The organism is Bifidobacterium callitrichos DSM 23973 (assembly GCF_000741175.1).
In the GTDB taxonomy this organism is placed as follows: domain Bacteria; phylum Actinomycetota; class Actinomycetes; order Actinomycetales; family Bifidobacteriaceae; genus Bifidobacterium; species Bifidobacterium callitrichos.
This window is the reverse complement of record NZ_JGYS01000016.1, coordinates 54,246-74,837: the sequence shown is the minus strand read 5'-3', so window position 1 is coordinate 74,837 and position 20,592 is coordinate 54,246. Positions and strand designations below refer to the sequence as shown.

Sequence of the window (20,592 nt, the reverse complement as noted above, 5' to 3'; positions counted from 1 at the left end):
CCGCGGCGAGCAGACGCTGCGCCTCGGCCTGCAGCCCGGCGACCTGCTGCTGGACCTGCGTCTGGTAGTCGGCCTGCGCCTTGGCGGTCGCCTTTTCGTCGACGACGACCTGTTTGCCGTTGACACGAACCGTGTCGCCGACCTTCCAGCCGTTGTCCTGCGCCACGGTGAGCCCGACGACGAGTTCACCATCACGTAGCGCCCGATCGGCGTCACCCGAGTTGGTGACGGGTGCGAACACCTTCGCGAACAGCGACGGCTGTTCGGCGAACGTCATCGCCTGCGTCTTGTCGTCGCCCGTGCCATACGTCACGCCCATGAGCATGCGGCTCTTCGACACCGAGCCGACTCCTTCGGTGTCCTCGATCGCGGTGACCGCGTCGTCCGGGATGCGGCCCGACGACGCGGACATCGCGGTGAAATCGGACTTCAGGCCCGTGTCGACGATGCCCGCGACCGACGCCTTCGCCGACGAGGCGACCACGCCGAGGCAGCTGACGATCGCGACGCCCACGAACAGGGCGGCCGCCGTGTTCGCCGTGCGGCGCTTCTGCCTTGCCAGATTGCGCGTGGCGAGGCGGCCGGTCACCGGGAATACGTGCGAGGGGATCCAGCCGAGCACCGCGCCCACCGGGCCGACCAGCGCCGGGGCGAGCACGATCACGCCGATGACGATGAGCCCGGCGCCGATGCCGAGCGGCCATCCGGTGCCGTACCGGGAGGCCAGATCGTTGAGGAACGCGACCGGGGTCGGGTCGCCGTCGTCGCCTGCCGCGGCGATCGCCGCGCAGAACACCCACGAGATGACGCCCAGCGCGATCATCACCAATCCCGTCACGCCGCGCGGCCACACCGGCTTCTCCGGATTCACGGTCTCGTTCATCGCCTGGATCGGCGGGGCCATCGCCGCGCGTCGGGCCGGCAGGGCGGCGCCGATAAGCGTGACCAGAATGCCCACCACGAGTCCGGCGAGCATGTCGGTGACGCTCGGGGTGGCGGCACCGCTCATCGGCGTGCCCATGCGCGCCATGCCGGCGACGATCAGCTTCACCATGCCCCAGCCAAGTCCGATGCCGGCCGCCGAACCGACCACGCCCAGCAGCAGCGCCTGCACGATCACCGTGGAGAACACCTGCGCGGGGGAGGCGCCCACCGAGCGCAGCAGCGCGTAGCCGCGCATCGATTCGCGCACGATCATCGAGAACGTGTTCGCGATGATGAACGAGCCGACGAACAGGGCGATCACCGCGAAGATCAGGATCAGCGGCTGGATGAAGCCAAGCTGGTCCTTGATGGCCTTGGAATATTCGTCGCGCAGCTGATCGCCGGTCACGGCCGTCGCCTTGGAGCCGGAAGGCAGCACCTTATTGATACGATCCGCGAGCTCCCGCTGCTGCTCGTCGCTCAGCGGTGCGCCGCCGTTCGCCGAACCGTACACGCCGATGTACTGCGTGGTGCCGATCTCACCGGTCTTCTCCTGATACAGGGATTTCGCCACATCGGGCGCCAGTCCGATGATGATCGCGCCCGCCTGCGAGGAATCCGTGTCGAACACGCCGACGACCTTCACATCCTTCGGCCCCGACGGGTAGACGAGCTTCGTCGTGTCGCCGACCTTGAGTCCGGCCGTTTCGGCGGCGAACGCGTGCAGGGCGATCTCGCCGTCGTTCCCCGCCCAGCGGCCTTCGGTCAGATGCGCGGAACGCCATGTGCCCTTCGCCAGGCCGATGCCCATCGTCGGCGAGCCCATCGTGGAGACCGCGTTGCCGTCCTTCCTGACCAGCACCAGCGAACTCGACACCGAATACGTGACCTCTGCGGTCTTCACGCCGTCCACCGCGGCGACGTCGTCGACCAGCGCGTCGTCGATGTCGTTGTACGTCTTGAGCGACGAGCCGGACGAGTCGGATGAGGACGATTGGCCGGACGGATCGTCCTTCTTCTCCACGGTGCCACGCACGTACACGTCGTGGTCGGTGTTCGACCCCATCATCTGGTCGACCTGATCGTTCATCATCTCGCGGAAGCAGAACGAGCCGACCACGAAGGATACACCCAATGCGATCGCGATGATCGACATCACGAACCGGGGGAGATGCGCGCGTGCGTCACGCAGACCGATGCGGATCATGCGCGATCCTCCGTGGTCTCCGCGGTATCGGCCGCACCGACGCCTGCGTCCTCATCGCCCTCCGTGGCGAACACGTCGAGGATCTCCTCATAGCTGGGATGCTTCAGATCGCGGGTGATGCGCCCGTCGGCGAGCACGAGCACGCGATCCGCGTACGAGGCGGCGCGCGGGTCATGCGTGACCATCACGATGGTCTGCCCGTACTCGCGCACGGAGTCCTTGAGGAAGCCCAGCACCTCCCTGCTGGAACGCGAGTCGAGATTGCCGGTCGGCTCGTCGGCGAAGATCACCGCCGGGCGCGCCATGATCGCGCGGGCGCACGCGACGCGCTGCTGCTGTCCGCCGGAGAGCTGGCTCGGACGGTGCGTGAGCCTCGGGCGCAGGCCGACCACGTCCACGACCTTGTCGAACCATGCGCGATCGATCGGACGCTTCGCGATCTGCAGCGGCAGCAGGATGTTCTCCTCGGCCGTGAGCGTCGGCACCAGATTGAACGACTGGAAGATGAAGCCGATCTGCTCGCGCCTCAGCTTTGTCAGCTGACGCTGGTTCATCGACGAGACCTCAAGCCCCTCGACGACCACCTTGCCCGAGGTCGGCTGGTCGAGTCCGGCCATGCAGTGCATCAGCGTCGACTTGCCCGAGCCGGACGGGCCCATGATCGCGGTCATCTCGCCGCGCGTGAACTCGACGTTCACGTGGTCGAGCGCCACGACCTGCGAGTCGCGCTCGCCGTACGTCTTCGTCAGATCGATCGCACGGGCCACGACGGTGTCGTCGGAGGCGGGGCTGACGCCGCGGCCGGACGACGCCGTCTGCGATCCGCGTTCCGTCTGCGCCGTAGCGGATGCGGGTCGGATCATCCCCGATCCCGTCACCGTTCTCGCGCCCCGTCGCCCCGTTGCCTTCGTCGCTTTCGCCGCATGCCGTGCCATGGTGTCTTCGCCTTCCTCAGTGCCCGCTTGTTGCCCGGGTTCCCCTGTTGTCCGAACGGTTATAGTCTAACTGACCGGTATCTGACCGGACGGGTGCCGTAACCAGTGCGGAAAGGGGCAAGCATGGGTGTTGATGACCGTTTTCCCGGTGCCGACTCCGACGAGCATGCCATCGAAGACCACCTGAACGCCTACGCCACCTTCCTCAAGGCGAACAAAGGCTGAGCGCCAATACGCTCAAAGCGTATCTGACCGATGTGGACGAGTGTCTGCACATCCTCGCCCTGCGCGGGGTGAACGATCTCAGGGAGATCGCGCCGGACGATCTGCGAGGCTGGATGGCCCACGAGTCGCGCACCCACGCCCGTTCCAGCATGGCGCGCAAGGTCGTAGCCGTCCGTTCGTTCTTCTCCTGGGCCTATGACCACGGCGTGACCGCGACCGACCCCGCCGCCGCTCTCGCGACGCCGAAGATCCCCGCCGTGCTGCCTACGGTGCTCACCGAGGCGCAGGCCGCGCGGATGATGGATGACGCCGAGGCGGAAACGGACGCGGAGGACGATCGTCCGACCGCCATCCGGCTGCGTGACGTCGCGATGCTCGAGACCCTGTATGCGACGGGTATCCGCGTCGCCGAACTCGTCGGCCTCGATGTGGGCGACGTCGATTTCTCCAACCGTACGATGCGCGTCACCGGCAAGGGAAATAAACAACGTGTCGTCCCCTTCGGCGCTCCCGCCGCCCGGGCGCTCATCCGCTGGATCGAGAAGGGGCGTCCGCAGGTCCTGCATGGATCCGATGATGGCGCACATACCGACGAGCCGCGTGCCGGCGATACGCCAACCGCCCTCTTCCTCGGCGTGCGCGGTGGCCGCATCAACCAGCGGGTCGTCCGCGAGGTGGTCCACAGGGAGTCGAGAAGGGCGGGCGTTCCAGATATTGGACCTCATGCGTTGAGACATTCCGCGGCCACCCATCTGCTCGACGGGGGAGCGGACCTGCGTGAGGTCCAGGAGATGCTGGGCCACGCCTCCCTCAAGACCACGCAGCGCTACACCCACGTCTCCATAGAACAACTCAAAGCCCGCTACATCCAAGCATTTCCAAGGGCTTAAAGCCCCCACGCCCCCGGTTTGCGTCAACGGAGAGGCCCTATCCGAGCGGGTCTGCTCCCGCAGGATGCGATGCCCGACCGTAGGCTTGGCCGAACGGCCTTGAGTGTGTCGGGCACTGCATATTGCGGGAGCAGACCCACCCCCGAAACCCCTCCGTTAACGCAAACAACCCAGTCTGTATTCACAGAATATCCATAATTTGGTAACGTGCTGTCTCCAGAACGCGGCACAATGGACCGCGATCAGCAAGGGGGTGGTACGCGGAGCGATCCGTGCATGACCCCCTTGCACATTACGGTGCGTTTTCCAGCGCACCGGGCGGATGCGAACCACGCGTCCGCAGGATGAACAGGAGAACATCAATGATGAAGAAGAAAGCCTTCGCGATCGCCGCGGCCGTGTGCGCCGTCGCGACCCTGGTGGCCGGCTGCGGCTCCTCGAGCAACAGCAGCTCCACGTCGAGCGCCAAGAGCGGCTCGAACATTCTCAACGTCTACGCCTCCGAGCCTCAGAACCCGCTGATCCCGGGCAACACCAACGAGACCGGCGGCGGCAAGCCGGGCGACCTGCTGTTCGCCCGCCTCGTCTCCTTCGACGCCAAGGGCAACGCCTCCAACGAGGTCGCCGAGTCCATCACGCCGAACGACGACGCCACCCAGTACACCATCAAGCTCAAGGACGGCTGGAAGTTCACCGATGGCACCGACGTGACCGCCGAGTCCTTCACCAAGGCCTGGAGCTACACCGCCAACGCGAAGAACGCGCAGAAGGCCTCCTCCTTCTTCTCCACCATCGCCGGCTACGACGATCTGCAGAACGCCAAATCCCTCAAGGGCGACGAGCAGCTCTCCGGCCTGAAGGTCGTGGACGACAAGACCTTCACCGTCGACATGGCCCAGCCGGACGCCACCTTCCCGATCAAGGTCGGCTACCTGGCGTTCGCCCCGCTGCCGGAGTCCTTCTACAAGGATCCGAAGGCCTTCGGCGAGGCCCCGGTCGGCAACGGCCCGTACAAGTTCTCCAAGTGGGATCACAACAAGGAGATCGACCTCGTCAAGAACCCCGACTACAAGGGCAATGACGTGCCGAAGAACGACGGCATCAACTTCAAGATCTACACGTCCGACACCTCCGCCTACGCCGACATCCAGTCCGGCAACCTCGACGTGATGGAGTCCGTCCCGGCCTCCGCCACCAAGACCTTCCAGAAGAACCCGAAGGTCCAGGCCTACAACAAGGCCGGCTCCGTCTCCCAGACCTTCACCATCCCGTCCAACCTCGAGCACTTCCAGACCAACACCGAGGAGGGCCAGCTGCGTCGTCAGGCCATCTCCATGGCCATCGACCGCGAGCAGCTCGTCGAGAAGGTCCTCGGCGGCATCGGCACCCCGGCCGTCGACTTCACCTCCCCGCTCACCCCGGGCTACTCCGACTCCCTCAAGGGCTCCGAGAACCTCAAGTTCAACGCTACCAAGGCCAAGGAGCTGTGGGCCAAGGCCGACGCCATCTCCAAGTACGACGGCCAGCTGACCTTCTCCTACAACGCCGACGGCGGCGCCAAGCCGATCTACGACGCCATCGTCAACCAGCTCAAGAACAACCTGGGCATCAACGTCGCCACCAACCCGATGCCGACGTTCCAGGAGTTCCGTGACGCCGTCACCAACCGCCAGATCAAGGGCGCCTTCCGCACCGGCTGGCAGCCGGACTACCCGTCCCCGGAGAACTACCTGTTCCAGCTGTACGCCTCCGCTGCGGCCGACGGCAACGGCTCCAACGACGGCGACTACAAGAACGCCGACTTCGACAAGCTGATGGACGAGGCCTACGCCGCCAAGTCCACTGAGGACGCCAACAAGCTCTACCAGCAGTCCCAGGAGATCCTGCTCCAGCAGCTGCCGGCCATCCCGCTGTACTACTCCAACGCCGCCGGCGTGGCCGCGACCGGTGTCAAGGGCTTTGAGATGAACTGGCAGAACCTGCCGGTCTACGAGGAGCTCTCCAAGTGAGCGTGACGCTCGCCTGACCTGATTCCCGACGGAATCGCAATCAAGGGTCGGAATCCGCAAGGGTTCCGGCCCTTGTGTCGTTTATATGCCGACTACCCCTCAGTCCCGCTTCGCGGGCCAGCTCCCCTGACAAGGGGAGCCGAAGATTGGGGAGAGACAAACCCGACATCGCGGTACGCACGGTCCCGTTTTAAGCTCCGATTCACCTTCGTGAAACATTCGTGTCAACCCGTAGGGTAAACTTACGGGGTACTTAGCGACCGGCTGGGCGCTTTGGCATGCCTTCCCGCACAACGGCGCGGCGAGTCAGGGCGATTCAAGAGACCGGTCCGAAAGAATTCAAGGAGAAACCGATGGGTAAATATCTTCTGCGACGCATTCTGCAGATGATCCCCGTGGTTCTCGGTGCGACCCTGTTGGTCTACGCTCTCGTCTTCGCGCTGCCGGGCGACCCGGTCAAGGCGATGTTCGGAGACAAGCCGGTCAACGAGGCGGTCGCAGCCCAGATCCGCGCCGAATACAACCTCGACAAGCCGTTCATCATCCAGTACCTGCTGTTCCTCAAGAACGCGTTCACGCTGAACTTCGGCAACACCTTCGCCGGCCAGCCGGTCATCGACGAGATCGGCCGCGCCTTCCCGGTCACCATCAAGCTCGCCCTGATGGCCTTCTGCTTCGAGGCGGTCTTCGGCGTGGTCTTCGGCATCATCTCTGGCCTCAAGAAGGGCAAGTGGTACGACTCGGTGATCCTCATCGTCTCCCTGCTGCTCATCTCCGTGCCGACCTTCGTCACCGGCTTCGCGGGCCAGTACTTCCTGGGCATCCAGTGGAGCCTCATCCCCGTGACCGCCAGCGCCGACGCCACGTTCACCGAGCTGATCTTCCCCGCGATGGTGCTGGGTTCGGTCTCGATGGCGTACATCATCCGACTGACCCGCTCCGAGATCTCCTCGAACATCGCTTTGGACTACGTGCGCACCGCGCGCGCCAAGGGCATGTCGAACGGCTCCGTGATGGTCCGTCACGTGCTGCGCAACTCCCTGATCCCCGTCGTCACGTACCTCGGCCAGGATCTCGGCGCCCTGATGGGCGGCGCGATGATCACCGAACAGATCTTCAACATCCACGGCGTCGGCTTCCTGACCTACCAGTCGATCCTCAAGGGCGAAGGCAACCTCGTGGTCTCCATCGTCACGCTGCTGCTGCTGGTCTTCGTGATCTGCAACCTGCTCGTCGACCTGCTGTACGCGGCACTCGACCCGCGCATCCGTTACGAGTGACAGGGAGGAGATTCATATCATGACCGACAACAACCAGAACCTCTCCTACGAGCCGTTGCCCGGACAGGAGCGCTACGTCGCCCCGCTTGACGAGACGCCGCTGCAGGACGTCGACAAGGTCGACGAATCCGCCCCGGCCTCGAGCATGTGGTCCGACGCGTGGCGCACGCTGCGCAAGAACCCGCTGTTCATCGTCTCCGGCATCCTCATCGTCTTCATCATCTTCATCGCGCTCTTCCCGGGCGTGTTCACGAAGATCGATCCGAAGTACTGCAATCTCGACAACTCGCTGGCCGAACCGGAGGCCGGGCATCCGTTCGGCTATGACTTCCAGGGCTGCGACGTGTTCGCCCGCACCATCTACGGCACGCGCACCTCGCTGTCCGTGGGCCTGCTGACCACGATCATCGTCGTCGTCATCGGCACGCTGATCGGCGCGGTCGCCGGCTTCTTCGGCGGCTGGGTCGATGCGGTTCTGAGCCGCATCATCGACATCTTCTACTCGATCCCGTTCCTGCTGGGCGCGATCGTGGTCCTGCAGATGTTCCGCACCTCCTCCTCCATCTGGAAGGTCGTCTTCGTCCTCGCCCTCTTCGGCTGGGTGTCCACCGCGCGTATCGCCCGCGGTTCGGTGATGGAGGCGAAGAACCTCGAGTTCAACACCGCCTCGACCGCCCTCGGCTCGACCCCGATGAGGAACCTGTTCAGACACATCATCCCCAACGCCCTGGCTCCGATCATCGTCATCGGCACCACGTCCCTCGGCTCGTTCATCGTCTCCGAGGCCACGCTGAGCTTCCTCGGCCTCGGTCTGCCGACCACGGTCGTCAGCTGGGGTGGCGACATCTCCCAGGCGCAGGTCAACCTGATGACCAACCCGATGGTGCTGTTCTATCCGTCCGTCGCCCTGGCCATCACCGTCCTGAGCTTCATCATGATGGGCGACGCCGTCAAGGACGCGCTCGACCCGAAGAGCCGTACGGCCTGAGTGTGAGGTAGGCAAAACAACATGGAAAACACGAACGACGCCAAGATCGTCGAAATGCAGAAGGCACAGGGCCCTCTGCTCGAGGTCAAGAACCTCGCGATCGACTTCACCACCGATGAGAAGAAGGCCGTGCACGCCGTACGCGACGCCTCCTTCTCCGTCTACCCCGGCCAGTGGGTGGCCATCGTGGGCGAGTCCGGCTCCGGCAAGTCCACCTCCGCCATGGCCGTGCTCGGCCTGCTGCCCGGCACCGGCCATGTGGTCGGCGGCTCCATCAAGCTCGACGGCAAGGAGCTCACGGGCCTCAAGCCCAAGGACTTCGACAAGCTGCGCGGCGACAAGATGGGCCTCGTGCCCCAGGACCCGATGAGCAACCTGAACCCGGTGTACCGCATCGGCACGCAGGTCAAGGAGGCGCTCAAGGCCAACAACATGGACGTGGCGCACGAGAAGCGCTCCGCCCTCGCCAAGGCGCTGGCCGACGAGGACTCCGCCGTCGAGCTCAAGGGCAACGAGGACGAGACCTTCATCGGCTCCGCCGAGCTGCCCGCCCTGATGGATGCGGCCAAGGCCGCCCTCACCGATGCCGGCGTCACCGGCGAGGCCGCCGAGAAGGCGATCAAGTACTTCGAGAGCGAATGGGTGCCCGGTTCCGAGACCCGCTGGCGCGTCGCCAACGACCTCATCAAGGCCGGCGTGAACGACGACAAGGCGTGGTCCATCGCCAAGGCCCACGTCACCGGCTCCACGCTCGACGACCGCATCGCGGGCCTGCTGTCCGAGGCGGGCCTGCCCGACGCGGCCACCCGCGCCCGCCAGTACCCGCACGAGTTCTCCGGCGGCATGCGCCAGCGCGCGCTCATCGCCATCGGCCTGGCCTGCCGCCCCGACCTGCTCATCGCCGACGAGCCGACCTCCGCGCTCGACGTGACCGTGCAGAAGAAGATCCTCGACCACCTGCACATGCTCACCGACTCGCTCGGCACCGCCGTGCTGTTCATCACCCACGATCTGGGTCTCGCCGCCGAGCGCGCCCAGCACATCGTCGTGATGTACAAGGGCCAGGTCGTCGAATCCGGCCCGTCGCTCGAGGTGCTCCAGCACCCGCAGCACCCGTACACCAAGCGTCTGGTCGCGGCAGCCCCGTCGCTCGCCTCCCAGCGCATCATCTCCGCGCACAAGCGCGGCGAGGACACGGACGCGCTGCTCGAGCACCATGTGGTCGGCGAGGCCAAGCTCGAGAAGAGCGAGAACATCATCACCGTCGAACACCTGACCAAGGAGTTCAAGCTCCCGCGCACCAAGGAGATGTTCAAGGCCGTCGACGACGTGTCCTTCTCGCTCAAGCGCGGCTCCACGCTCGCGATCGTGGGCGAGTCCGGCTCCGGCAAGTCGACCGTCGCCAACATGATCCTGAAGCTCCTCGAGCCCACGGGCGGCAAGGCCCTCTACGAGGGCGAGGACATCTCGACGTTCACCGGCGCCAAGCTCCTCGAATTCCGCCGCCACGTGCAGCCGGTCTTCCAGAACCCGTACGGTTCGCTCGACCCGATGTACTCGATCTACCGTTCGATCGAGGAGCCGCTGCGCATCCACAAGATCGGCGACGCCAAGAGCCGCACCAAGCGCGTGCGCGAGCTGCTCGACATGGTCGAGCTGCCCGAGTCCGTGATGACCCGCTACCCGAACGAGCTGTCCGGCGGCCAGCGCCAGCGCATCGCCATCGCGCGAGCCATGGCCCTGAGCCCGGACGTCATCGTGTGCGACGAGGCGGTCTCCGCCCTCGACGTGCTCGTGCAGGACCAGGTGCTGAGGCTCTTGAACGACCTGCAGGCCGAGAAGGGACTGAGCTACCTGTTCATCACGCACGATCTCGCGGTCGTCCGCCAGATCGCCGACGAGGTCGTCGTCATGCAGCACGGCAGGCTCGTCGAGCACGCCACCACCGACGAGGTGTTCAACCACCCGCAGAAGCAGTACACGCGCGATCTGCTCGACGCCATCCCCGGCGGCAAGCTCCAGCTCGGCCTCGACTGATAGGGGTTCCGAGCCCCCTGTGAAAGCCCCCGTCCCACTGCGGACGGGGGCTTTCGCGTTGTATAGTAAGCCGCATGATCACGATCACCACTTCGAACCTGAACGGCATCCGCGCGGCCAAACGCAAGGGCGTCGAGACATGGGCCGGCCGCAACACGCCTGACGTCTGGTGCATGCAGGAGGTGCGCGCCCCGCAGGACGAGATCGATCCGATCCTCGACTCGTTCGCCTTCGAATACGCGACCCATGGCCGCATCAACGACCCCGGCGACCTCAACCGCATGAACGAGGTGTGCCGCGTCAAAGGCCGCGCCGGAGTGGGACTGCTGAGCACCCTGCCCGTCACGCAACGCCGATACGGCCTGCCCGGACTCGACGAGGACGTCGACTCGGGCCGCTGGATCGAAGCGGACGTCGTCACCCCGCAGGGCTATACGATCACCGTCGCCAGCGTGTACGTGCATGCGGGCAACGCCGACGATCCGGTCAAGATGGAACAGAAGTACCGTTTCCTCGACGCGATGCTCATACGCATGGGCGACCTGCGCGACGAGGCGGCGCATGGCGGGCGTCAGGCCGTGCTGTGCGGCGACTTCAACATCGCGCACACGCCGCTCGACATCAAGAACGCCAAGGCCAACGAGAAGCACGCCGGATTCCTGCCCGCCGAACGCGCCTATGTGGACCGGTGGCTGGGGGAGCTGGAGTTCGTCGACGTGATGCGAGACCTCGCCGGGGACATCCAGGGGCCGTACACGTGGTGGAGCCAGCGCGGACGCGCCTTCGACAACAACGTCGGCTGGCGCATCGACTACCAGTTCGCCACCCCGGAGCTCGCCGAGAGCGCGCGCGGCTTCGTCATCGACAAGGCGCCCACCTACGATCTGCGCTGGTCCGACCACGCGCCCCTCACCGTCACCTACGACGTGTGAAGCCGGCGTGAAGCGGGCGTCCAGCCAGTTCCAAGCCGAGGTGCTAGGCTTGGCAGGGTTGCAATCGTCAGACACGACACTGTGAAATGAGGAACCATGGGACTGTTCGGATTCGGCAAGAAGAAGGATAAGGCGGAGAAGAAGGCCGCCGAGACCGAGGACGAGGACGCCAAGGCCGCTGCCGCCGCCAACGCCGCCGCCAAGGCCGACAGCGAAACCGCCGAGAAGACCGCCGCAGAGGCGCTGCCCGAGGCCAGCGAGGAGTATGTGGGACGCGGCGAGGACCGCGGCCCGTGGGACGTCAACGACGAGGACGTGCCCGACTACGACGACTATCTCGACCTCGGCGCCTACTACCTGCCGTTCATGCAGAACATCGAGCTGAGAATCAAGGCCAACCGCGCCACGCGCGCCATCCTCGGCTCCACCATCACCTACCAGCACTCCAGCCTCGAGATCGAGGCGTACGCCGCGCCGAAGACGCTCGGCCTGTGGGAGGACTGGAGGAGCGACTTCCTCGAGGCCAACAAGAACGCCTCCGCCGACAAGGGCGTGTTCGGCACCGAGATCAAGCTGCCCGTCGCGGTCAAGGCCGGCAGGACCGTCATCACCCGCATCGTCGGCGTCGACGGCCCGCGCTGGATGCTGCGCGGCATCTTCTCCGGCGTGGCCGCCACCGACCCGGACGCCGAGGAGACCAAGGCCTTGAACGAGTTCTTCTCCAAGATCGTCGTCGAACGCGGCGAGGAGCCGCTCGCCCCGCGCGACCTCATCCCGATGCATCCGCCGGTCAGCCCGGCCGAGCGCAAGGCCGCCAAGGAGGCCGCCGAGAACGCCGACGGCGCCGAGGCGCAGAACGGCAAGGAGCATCTCAAGGACGTTCCCACCCGTCCGAACGGACCGCTGAGCCAGGACCAGCAGACGGAGGTCAAGACCACGCTCTCGCGCGGCCCCATGTTCTCCGAAGTCCGCTGAGGCCGCCTCCGAATCCACCCAAGGTCATGCAAGGAAGGAATCGTCACGGATTTGGCCGTACCGAACGCTGAACAGAAGAAACGCACCGGACTGGGCGCCCTCGCCTCGGCCGGCGCGGATGAGGACTTCTCCGTCATCGACGCGATCGGCGGGCCGCGCGGCGTCATCGAATCGATGCTGCCGGGCGTGCTGTTCGTCGTCATGTTCGTGGCGACGAACAACCTCAACCTGACCGTCGCCGTCTCCGCGGCGCTGGCCGTGATCCAGGTCATCGTCCGTCTCCTCCAACGCCAGTCGGTGATGGGCGCGCTGAGCGGTCTCATCGCCGTCGGCATCTGCCTGATCTGGGCGTGGAAAAGCCATGAGGCCCGCAACTACTACATGTTCGGGTTCCTCACCAACACCGGGTACGCGGCGCTGCTCGCCATCTCGCTGGCCGCGCGCGTGCCCGGTCTCGGCCTCGTCATCGAATTCATCCGACAGCTGCCCACTGAACGATTCGGAGCATGGTTCCACGACTGGATGGACGACAAGCCGCTCAAACGCGCGTACATGATCATCACCGCCCTGTGGATGGGGCTGTTCCTGGCGCGACTGGCGGTGCAGGTGCCGTTGTATCTGACCGATCACGTGGCGGCGCTGGGCGTGGCGCGCCTGATCATGGGCATCCCGTTCTGGGCGCTCGCCATCTGGGTGAGCTATCTCATCATCGCTACCCCTCTGCACCGCCACAAGGCCGCCGCCAAGGCCAAAGCCGATAACTGAAGTCACAACCTGTAAAAGGAATCCATGGAAGCTGAAGTCCGCATCGAACGATACGCCGATCAGGGCCGTTGCGTGGCCCACATCGACGGCCGCGTCGTCTTCGTCCGCTTCGCCCTACCCGGCGAGCTCGTACGCATCGTGCTCGACGAGCCGCACGACCGGGACGAACGGTTCTGGACCGCGGAGGTCGTCGAGGTCATCGAGGCGAGCGAGGACCGTGTCAGCCCCGCATGGCCGCTCGCCGGACCGCTCGCCATGGGCGGCGGCGTCGGCGGCGCGGATCTCGTCCACGTCTCCCTGCCCGGGCAGCTTCGATGGAAGGCCGTGACCGTCAGCGAGCAGATGAGCCGCCTCGGCCATGTCGACGTCACCGTGCCGATCGAACGCATGGACGGTGATGAGGCGCTCGGCGGACTGCACTGGCGAACCCGCATCGAGATGATCGCCGACGACGAGGGACGCCCGTCGATGCGCCGGCGCGGATCCCATACGCGCGTGCCCATCGACACGATGCCGCTCGCCACGAACGGCCTGCTCGACGTGGCGGCCGCCACCGGCGTGTGGGACGGCGGATTCACGCCCGGTGCGCAGATCCGCCTGTCCGTGCCCGAACCGCGCACCGACGCGCCGCGCGGCGACAACTACGCCGTCCTCGTCGACGGCGATCTCACCCACGGCAGCCCAACGCTCAGCGAACAGGTCACCGTCGCCGGCATCACCTTCACGTACGAGGTCGACGCCAACGGCTTCTGGCAGATCCACCGCCAGGCGCCCGTAGGACTGGCGAACCACGTCATCGACCTGACCCGCGGCGAGCTCGATGGCGCGGACTGCGCCGTCATCTGGGACCTCTACTCCGGCTCCGGCCTGTTCACCCTGCCACTGGCGACGCTCACCACCGACCGCACGCGCGTGTTCAGCGTCGAAGGCGGACGTACCGCCGTCAAGAGCCAGCAGCGCAACCTGCGCGCACTGGGCCTCAACGACGTGGACGCCCGCTGCGGCGACGTCGCGAGGACCCTCGCGCACGTGCCCGCGAACTTCGCCCGCCCCGACGTGGTCGTCCTCGACCCGCCGCGCGCCGGCGCCCATGCCAAGGTCTGCCGTCAGATCGCCGAGGCCGGACCGCGATCCGTCATCTACATCGCCTGCGATCCGACCAGCCTCGCGCGCGACACCGGCACGCTGACTTCGCTCGGCTACACGCTCGCCGACATCCGCGCCTACGACATCTACCCGATGACCCACCACGTCGAGACCGTGGCCCTGTTCCGCAAGGACGAGGCGTGATCGCGCGGCGTCTTGCCGGACTTGTGACCTGCGCCGCCGCGTGCCTCGCACTGACCGCCTGCACGCCGGCCGGCAAGGCCGTCGGCGACACGCAGACCAAGCAACCCGAGGTTGCGCACGTCGCATCCAACGCAACGAGGCGAGGATCGCGCTCGTCGGATCGCCGACGGCCGCCGCGGACGAGCCGGTCCTCGACGCGATGGGCGACGTCGACATCCAGACCGTCTACGTCTCCGCGAAGGATGCCAAGGATCCCGATGCCGTGATGCGTCAGGGCGTGCGCGACATGGTCGACCGCGTCGTCAACCTCATCGTCGTCTCCGACCTTGATGTCTCGGCCGACGCCTTAGGCTGGGACGCCGCGCTCGGCTCCGCACGCGAGGCCGGCATCCCCGTCGCCCTGCTCAACCCGGTCCACGCCCCCGACGACGCCACGCTCTACGCCGCGACCCTCGTCCTCAACGACCGCGCCGCCGACGCCGTGAGAATCGACGACGCGATGATGACGGTGCTCAACGACGAGCCGCACGAGCGTCAGATCGTCGTCACCACACTTCGGTGATAGTGGTCTGTCCGGGAGGAGGTAAGGAACGTGGTTGCATCGTATCCACCGATCCGACCTCAAGGGGCAGCAAACAAGTAAGGTAAGCAGCATGAGCGAAATGCCGAAGATCGATGAGACCGGCCTGACCGGCGACGAGGTGGCGCAGCGGGTGGCGGCGGGGGCCGTCAACCGGGTGAGGGACTCGACGTCGCGGTCGGTCAAGGACATCGTGCGCGCGAACGTGTTCACGCTGTTCAACGGGATCATCCTCGCCGCGATGATCATGGTCCTCGCCACCGGATCGTGGAAGGACGCGGTCTTCGGCTTCGTGATCATCATCAACACGGGCATCGGCATCGTCACCGAGCTGAAGGCGAAGCGCACGCTCGACAGGCTCTCCATCCTCGTCGCCTCCGACTATCTCGTGCACCGTGACGGGCGGGACGTCGAGATCGCGCACGACGGGATCGTCATGGACGACCTCCTGTGGATCCGATCCGGCGAGCAGGTGCCCGCCGACGCCGAAATCATCTCCAGCTGGGGGCTGGAGGTCGACGAGTCGATGCTGACCGGCGAATCGCGCACCGTGCGCAAGAAGCCGGGCGACGACGTGTATTCCGGGTCCACGGCCGTGTCGGGACTGGCGCTCGTGAAGGTCACCGCGGTGGGGGAGCACTCCTATGCGGCGACGCTCACCGCGAAGGCCAAGGTGTACCGCAAGACCGTGTCCGACCTCAACAAGGGCATCAACACGATCCTCAAGTTCATGACGTTCCTCGTGGTGCCGCTGTGCGTGCTGCTCATCCTCTCGCAGCTGCGTGCCGTCGGCGGATGGTCCGAGGCACTTGCCACCGGCCAGTGGCGCCAGGCGGTGGTCTCCGCGGTCGCCGGCGTCGTCGGCATGATCCCCGAGGGACTCGTGCTGCTCACCTCGCTCAACTTCGCGGTCGCCGCGATGCGGCTCGCACGCCACGAGACCCTCGTCCAGGAACTCGAATCGGTGGAGACGCTGGCTCGCGTCGACTGCCTGAACCTCGACAAGACCGGCACGATCACCGACGGCGGCATCGCCTTCGAGCAAATCGTCATGCTGGGTGGTGTGAACGGGAACGGGAACGAGTCCGGAAACGACACCGAACGCGAGGCCGCGCAGGCGCTGTACGACCTCGCGAACGAGGAGCAGCCCAACGCCACCGGTCGGGCCGTGCTCGCTGGGCTGAGGGAGCGCGGCTACGGGCCCGGCGAGGTCGCCCGTCGCGTGCCGTTCTCGTCGGCGCGCAAGTGGAGCGCCATCGTGCGCGCCGGTGCCGGGAACGACAGCGGCAGCACCGCCGGGCATGCGGCGCAGACCTGGTACATGGGCGCGCCCGAGGTGGTCCTTGCCGGCCTCGACGACGAAGGTGCGGCCCACGCCGCGATCCTCGAACAGGTCAACACGTACGCCGGCCAGGGCAGCCGCGTGCTGCTCATCGCCCGCGCGCACGAAACCGGCGTGAACGCCGAGACCGCACGGTCCGACGCCGACGAACCCACGCTTGACCCGCACGCCGAGCCGGTCGCGCTCGTCCTGTGCTCCGAACGCATCCGCCCGGATGCCGAGAGGACCCTCGCATGGTTCCGCGAACAGGGCGTGCGATGCCGCATCATCTCCGGAGACAGCCCCGTCACCGTCGGTGCCATCGCCCGCAGGGTCAGGCTGACGGGAGAGCGCGAACCCGTGACGCTGGACGCGCGCGAACTACCCGACGATCCGACCGAACTCGGCCGCCTCATCGAGGACATCGACGTGATCGGCCGCGTGCTGCCCGACCAGAAGAAGCTCATCGTCGACGCGCTTCACGAGCGCGACTACACGGTCGCGATGACCGGCGACGGCGTCAACGACGCGCTCGCCATCAAGCAGGCCGATCTCGGCATCGCTATGGGCAACGCGGCGCCCGCCACCAAGGCCGTCGCGCAGGTCGTGCTCGTCGACTCGAAGTTCAGTCATCTGCCCGACGTGGTCGCCCGCGGCCGGCAGGTCATGGCCAACATGGAACGCGTCGCCGGACTCTTCCTCGTCAAGACCGTCTACTCGGCGCTGATCTCCCTCGGCGTGGTACTCACGCAGATCCCGTACCCGTATCTGCCACGGCACATCACCTACATCGGCGCGCTCACGATCGGCGTGCCCGCGTTCATCCTCGCCCTCGCGCCGAACACGAGGAAGTACATTCCGGGCTTCCTCAGCCGCGTCGTGCGCTTCGCGCTGCCGGGCGGCATCGCCACCGGCCTGTCCGTGCTCATCACCGCATGGACGCTGCCCGCGATCATGGGCTGGAACGTGACCGACGCCGCCGACCTCGCACGTCTGCGCGCCACCGAGGCGATCATCCTGTTCGTCATGGGCGTGTTCGTGCTCGCCCGCGTTGCCCGCCCGCTCACCGGTTGGCGCGGCCTCATGGTCCTCGTCTTCGCCGCGGCCGGCGTGATCGGCATGCTCATCCCGTTCGTCGCACGGTTCTTCGCCCTCATCATCCCCACCGGATCCACGCTCGTCGCCACGCTGATCGCCCTGATCGGATCCGCGTTCATCTTCGCGATCTGCCTGTTCGCCGTGCCGGCGGCCACCCACGCGATCCTCGAACGCCGGCTCCACCGCTAGGGCGAAGCGCGAATTGTCTCACCTTTCAAGCCGACACGCCAGAGGAAAAGTAACGTACCCGTACCATTCGAAGTGGATAATCAACGGCAAACAGCAGCCGACCAATGATTTCGGAGGAAGTATGTCCGTACGTGACGACCAGCTGTCGACCCTACAGGTCGGCGGCAAGGACTTCGACTATTACAACATCGCCGATCTGAAGGGGATCGACCACCTGCCCTACTCGCTCAAGGTGCTGGTGGAGAACCTCGTGCGCAACATCGACGGCGCCAACATCACCGACGAGCACGTGCGCGCACTGCTCGACTGGGATCCGAACGCCCAGCCCAGCCACGAGATCCAGTTCACCCCCTCGCGAGTCGTCATGCAGGACTTCACCGGCGTGCCGTGCATCGTCGACCTCGCCACCATGCGCGACGCGGTCAAGGACCTCGGCGGCGACCCCGAGGTCATCAACCCGCAGGTCCAGTCCGACATGGTCATCGACCACTCCGTGCAGATCGACAAGTACGCGCTCGCCGACGCCGTCGAGCAGAACATGGACATCGAATACCAGCGCAACGGCGAACGCTACCAGTTCCTGCGCTGGGGTCAGCAGGCGTTCCGCAACTTCCGCGTCGTGCCGCCGGGAACCGGCATCATCCACCAGGTCAACATCGAATACCTTGCCAAGGTCATCATGACCAAGTCGGCCGAGGCCTCCGGACTGGGCGACGGCCGCGAGCTTGCCTACCTCGACTCCTGCGTCGGCACCGACTCGCACACCACCACCGAAAACGGCCTCGGCGTGCTCGGCTGGGGCGTCGGCGGCATCGAGGCCGAGGCCGCCATGCTCGGCCAGCCGATCTCCATGCTCGTGCCGCGCGTCGTCGGCTTCAAGCTCACCGGATCCATCCCCGAGGGCGTCACCGCCACCGACGTGGTCCTGACCATCACCGACATGCTGCGCCAGCACGGCGTGGTCGGCAAGTTCGTCGAGTTCTACGGCGAGGGCATCGCCTCCGTGCCGCTCGCCAACCGCGCCACCATCGGCAACATGAGCCCCGAGTTCGGCTCCACCTGCGGCATCTTCCCGATCGACGACGTGACCCTCGACTACCTGCGCCTGACCGGCCGCTCCGAGAGCCAGGTCGCGCTCGTCGAGGCCTACGCCAAGGCCAACAAGCTGTGGGGCGACGCCAAGGACCCGAACTACGTCGAACCCGAATACTCCGAATACATGGAGCTCGACCTGGGCGACGTCGTGCCGTCCATCGCCGGCCCGAAGCGCCCGCAGGACCGCATCAAGCTGTCCGAATCGAAGCAGGTGTTCGAGGACACGCTGCCCGCGTACGAGACCGACAGGACCGTCAAGGAGTCCGTGCCCGTCTCCACGTCCTTCCGCGGCGACTTCGACCTCGACAACGGTGACGTGGCCATCGCCTCCATCACCTCGTGCACCAACACGTCCAACCCGTCCGTGATGATCGCCGCCGGCCTCATCGCCCGCAACGCGCACGCCAAGGGCCTCGCCCCGAAGCCCTGGGTCAAGACCTCGCTCGCCCCGGGATCCCAGGTCGTCGCCGACTACCTCAAGGCCGCCGGCCTGCAGGACGACCTCGACGCGCTCGGCTACCAGCTCGTCGGCTTCGGCTGCGCCACCTGCATCGGCAACTCCGGCCCGCTGCTGCCCGAGATCTCCCAGGCCATCAACGCCAACGATCTGACCGTCACCGCCGTGCTGAGCGGCAACCGCAACTTCGAGGGCCGCATCAGCCCGGACGTCAAGATGAACTACCTCGCCTCGCCGCCGCTCGTCATCGCGTACGCGCTCGCCGGCACGATGGACTTCGACTTCGAGTCCCAGCCGCTCGGCCAGGACAAGGACGGCAACGACGTGTACCTCAAGGACATCTGGCCGACCAACGAGGAGGTCGCCGCCGTGGTCAACGGCACCGTCAGCCGCGAGATGTTCCTCAAGGACTACGCCTCCGTGTTCGAGGGCGACCGCCGCTGGAAGGGCCTCGACGTGCCCGAGGGCGAACTGTTCGCGTGGGATCCGAAGTCCACGTACGTGCGCCGTCAGACGTTCTTCGACGGCATGAAGTCCACGCCGGATCCGGTCCAGAACATCCACGGCGCCCGCGTGCTCGCCCTGCTCGGCGACTCCGTGACCACCGATCACATCTCTCCGGCCGGCGCGTTCAAGGCGTCCAGCCCGGCGGGCAAGTACCTGACCGAGCGCGGCGTCGAACCGCGCAACTTCAACTCCTACGGCTCGCGTCGAGGCAACCACGAGATCATGGTGCGCGGCACGTTCGGCAACATCCGCCTGCGCAACCAGCTGCTCGCCTCCGTGGGCGAGGAGGTCACGCCCGGCGGCTTCACCTACGACTTCACCACCGGCAAGCCGTCGACGATCTTCGACGCCTCCCTGAACTACAAGGCCGCGGGCACGCCGCTCGTGGTCCTCGCCGGCAAGGAGTACGGCACCGGCTCCTCGCGCGACTGGGCCGCCAAGGGCACGCTGATGCTCGGCGTGAAGGCCGTCATCACCGAAAGCTTCGAGCGCATCCACCGCTCCAACCTGATCGGCATGGGCGTGCTCCCGCTGCAGTTCCCCGAAGGCGAGTCGTACACGTCGCTCGGCCTTGACGGCACCGAGACCTACGACATCGCCGGCATCGACGAGCTCAACACGGGCGTCACCCCGAAGACGGTGCACGTCACCTCCACGCACAAGGACGGTTCGACCACCGAGTTCGACGCGGTCGTGCGCATCGACACCCCCGGTGAGGCCGACTACTACCGCAACGGCGGCATCCTGCAGTACGTGCTGAGGAACCTCATGCGCAAGTGATTGCCGCATTCGCCGCGCAAGTCATGACGGGCCGTGGCCGATCGGAGCATTCCGCTGCGATCGGCCATGGCCCGTCCCGTCTTTCCGCGCCCGTTGTCCAACGGGTGT

Annotated in this window: 13 protein-coding genes and 1 pseudogene; 12 read left to right on the top strand and 2 right to left on the bottom strand. The window is 66.2% G+C overall.

Annotation, left to right across the window (positions count from 1 at the left end):
* Nucleotides 1-2,131 (bottom strand): ABC transporter permease (locus BCAL_RS09030; RefSeq protein ID WP_043260078.1); only part of this gene is annotated, 2,131 nt, incomplete at its 3' end.
* Nucleotides 2,128-2,994: an ABC transporter ATP-binding protein gene (locus BCAL_RS09025; protein ID WP_052118986.1), complete on the bottom strand. Its 867-nt coding sequence runs from the start codon at nucleotides 2,992-2,994 to the stop codon at nucleotides 2,128-2,130. The genes BCAL_RS09025 and BCAL_RS09030, both read right to left, overlap by 4 nt.
* A gap of 195 nt (nucleotides 2,995-3,189) precedes the next feature.
* Between BCAL_RS09025 and BCAL_RS09020 the strand changes: the two are divergent.
* From BCAL_RS09020 to acnA, 12 genes and pseudogenes are all read left to right on the top strand, one after another.
* A pseudogene (locus tag BCAL_RS09020) lies at nucleotides 3,190-4,181 on the top strand (tyrosine recombinase XerC).
* Nucleotides 4,182-4,546: 365 nt separating this feature from the next.
* The gene (locus tag BCAL_RS09015; protein ID WP_043164407.1) at nucleotides 4,547-6,190 is read left to right on the top strand and encodes a peptide ABC transporter substrate-binding protein; all 1,644 of its coding nucleotides are present in this window, start codon (nucleotides 4,547-4,549) and stop codon (nucleotides 6,188-6,190) included.
* Between the two features lie 353 nt (nucleotides 6,191-6,543).
* The gene (locus BCAL_RS09010) at nucleotides 6,544-7,470 is read left to right on the top strand and encodes an ABC transporter permease (protein WP_043164276.1); all 927 of its coding nucleotides are present in this window, start codon (nucleotides 6,544-6,546) and stop codon (nucleotides 7,468-7,470) included.
* 19 nt (nucleotides 7,471-7,489) lie between these two features.
* Nucleotides 7,490-8,458, top strand: a complete 969-nt coding sequence (locus BCAL_RS09005) for an ABC transporter permease (RefSeq protein ID WP_043164274.1) — start codon at nucleotides 7,490-7,492, stop codon at nucleotides 8,456-8,458.
* A 21-nt stretch (nucleotides 8,459-8,479) separates the two neighbouring features.
* Nucleotides 8,480-10,495: a dipeptide ABC transporter ATP-binding protein gene (locus BCAL_RS09000; protein ID WP_043164272.1), complete on the top strand. Its 2,016-nt coding sequence runs from the start codon at nucleotides 8,480-8,482 to the stop codon at nucleotides 10,493-10,495.
* A 74-nt stretch (nucleotides 10,496-10,569) separates the two neighbouring features.
* Entirely contained in the window at nucleotides 10,570-11,427 is an 858-nt protein-coding gene (locus BCAL_RS08995) for an exodeoxyribonuclease III (RefSeq protein WP_043164270.1), read from the top strand.
* Between the two features lie 96 nt (nucleotides 11,428-11,523).
* On the top strand, nucleotides 11,524-12,402 hold the full coding sequence (locus BCAL_RS08990) for a DUF3710 domain-containing protein (protein ID WP_043164268.1): 879 nt from the start codon (nucleotides 11,524-11,526) through the stop codon (nucleotides 12,400-12,402).
* 51 nt (nucleotides 12,403-12,453) lie between these two features.
* Nucleotides 12,454-13,167 carry a DUF3159 domain-containing protein gene (locus BCAL_RS08985; protein WP_043164266.1) on the top strand — a complete coding sequence of 238 codons (714 nt, stop codon included), beginning with the start codon at nucleotides 12,454-12,456 and terminating at the stop codon, nucleotides 13,165-13,167.
* Nucleotides 13,168-13,191: 24 nt separating this feature from the next.
* Entirely contained in the window at nucleotides 13,192-14,457 is a 1,266-nt protein-coding gene (locus BCAL_RS08980; RefSeq protein WP_043164264.1) for a class I SAM-dependent RNA methyltransferase, read from the top strand.
* 40 nt (nucleotides 14,458-14,497) lie between these two features.
* A complete protein-coding gene (locus BCAL_RS08975) occupies nucleotides 14,498-15,019 on the top strand; it encodes a type 1 periplasmic-binding domain-containing protein (protein ID WP_238549674.1) in 522 nt (173 codons plus the stop codon).
* A 100-nt stretch (nucleotides 15,020-15,119) separates the two neighbouring features.
* Nucleotides 15,120-17,645: a cation-translocating P-type ATPase gene (locus tag BCAL_RS08970; RefSeq protein ID WP_052119002.1), complete on the top strand. Its 2,526-nt coding sequence runs from the start codon at nucleotides 15,120-15,122 to the stop codon at nucleotides 17,643-17,645.
* 121 nt (nucleotides 17,646-17,766) lie between these two features.
* Nucleotides 17,767-20,484, top strand: coding sequence for an aconitate hydratase AcnA (acnA, locus tag BCAL_RS08965; protein WP_043164263.1), 2,718 nt, complete (start codon nucleotides 17,767-17,769; stop codon nucleotides 20,482-20,484).
* Nucleotides 20,485-20,592 lie beyond the last annotated feature (108 nt).

What these genes read in the sequence shown, in the direction of transcription:
- BCAL_RS08995 (WP_043164270.1), top strand. Translation starts at nt 10,570, where the DNA reads ATGATCACGATCACCACTTCGAACCTGAACGGCATCCGCGCGGCCAAA.
- BCAL_RS09005 (WP_043164274.1), top strand. Translation starts at nt 7,490, where the DNA reads ATGACCGACAACAACCAGAACCTCTCCTACGAGCCGTTGCCCGGACAG.
- BCAL_RS08980 (WP_043164264.1), top strand. Translation starts at nt 13,192, where the DNA reads ATGGAAGCTGAAGTCCGCATCGAACGATACGCCGATCAGGGCCGTTGC.
- BCAL_RS09015 (WP_043164407.1), top strand. Translation starts at nt 4,547, where the DNA reads ATGAAGAAGAAAGCCTTCGCGATCGCCGCGGCCGTGTGCGCCGTCGCG.
- BCAL_RS09000 (WP_043164272.1), top strand. Translation starts at nt 8,480, where the DNA reads ATGGAAAACACGAACGACGCCAAGATCGTCGAAATGCAGAAGGCACAG.
- BCAL_RS09010 (WP_043164276.1), top strand. Translation starts at nt 6,544, where the DNA reads ATGGGTAAATATCTTCTGCGACGCATTCTGCAGATGATCCCCGTGGTT.
- BCAL_RS08970 (WP_052119002.1), top strand. Translation starts at nt 15,120, where the DNA reads ATGCCGAAGATCGATGAGACCGGCCTGACCGGCGACGAGGTGGCGCAG.
- BCAL_RS08990 (WP_043164268.1), top strand. Translation starts at nt 11,524, where the DNA reads ATGGGACTGTTCGGATTCGGCAAGAAGAAGGATAAGGCGGAGAAGAAG.
- BCAL_RS09025 (WP_052118986.1), bottom strand. Translation starts at nt 2,994, where the DNA reads ATGATCCGACCCGCATCCGCTACGGCGCAGACGGAACGCGGATCGCAG.
- acnA (WP_043164263.1), top strand. Translation starts at nt 17,767, where the DNA reads ATGTCCGTACGTGACGACCAGCTGTCGACCCTACAGGTCGGCGGCAAG.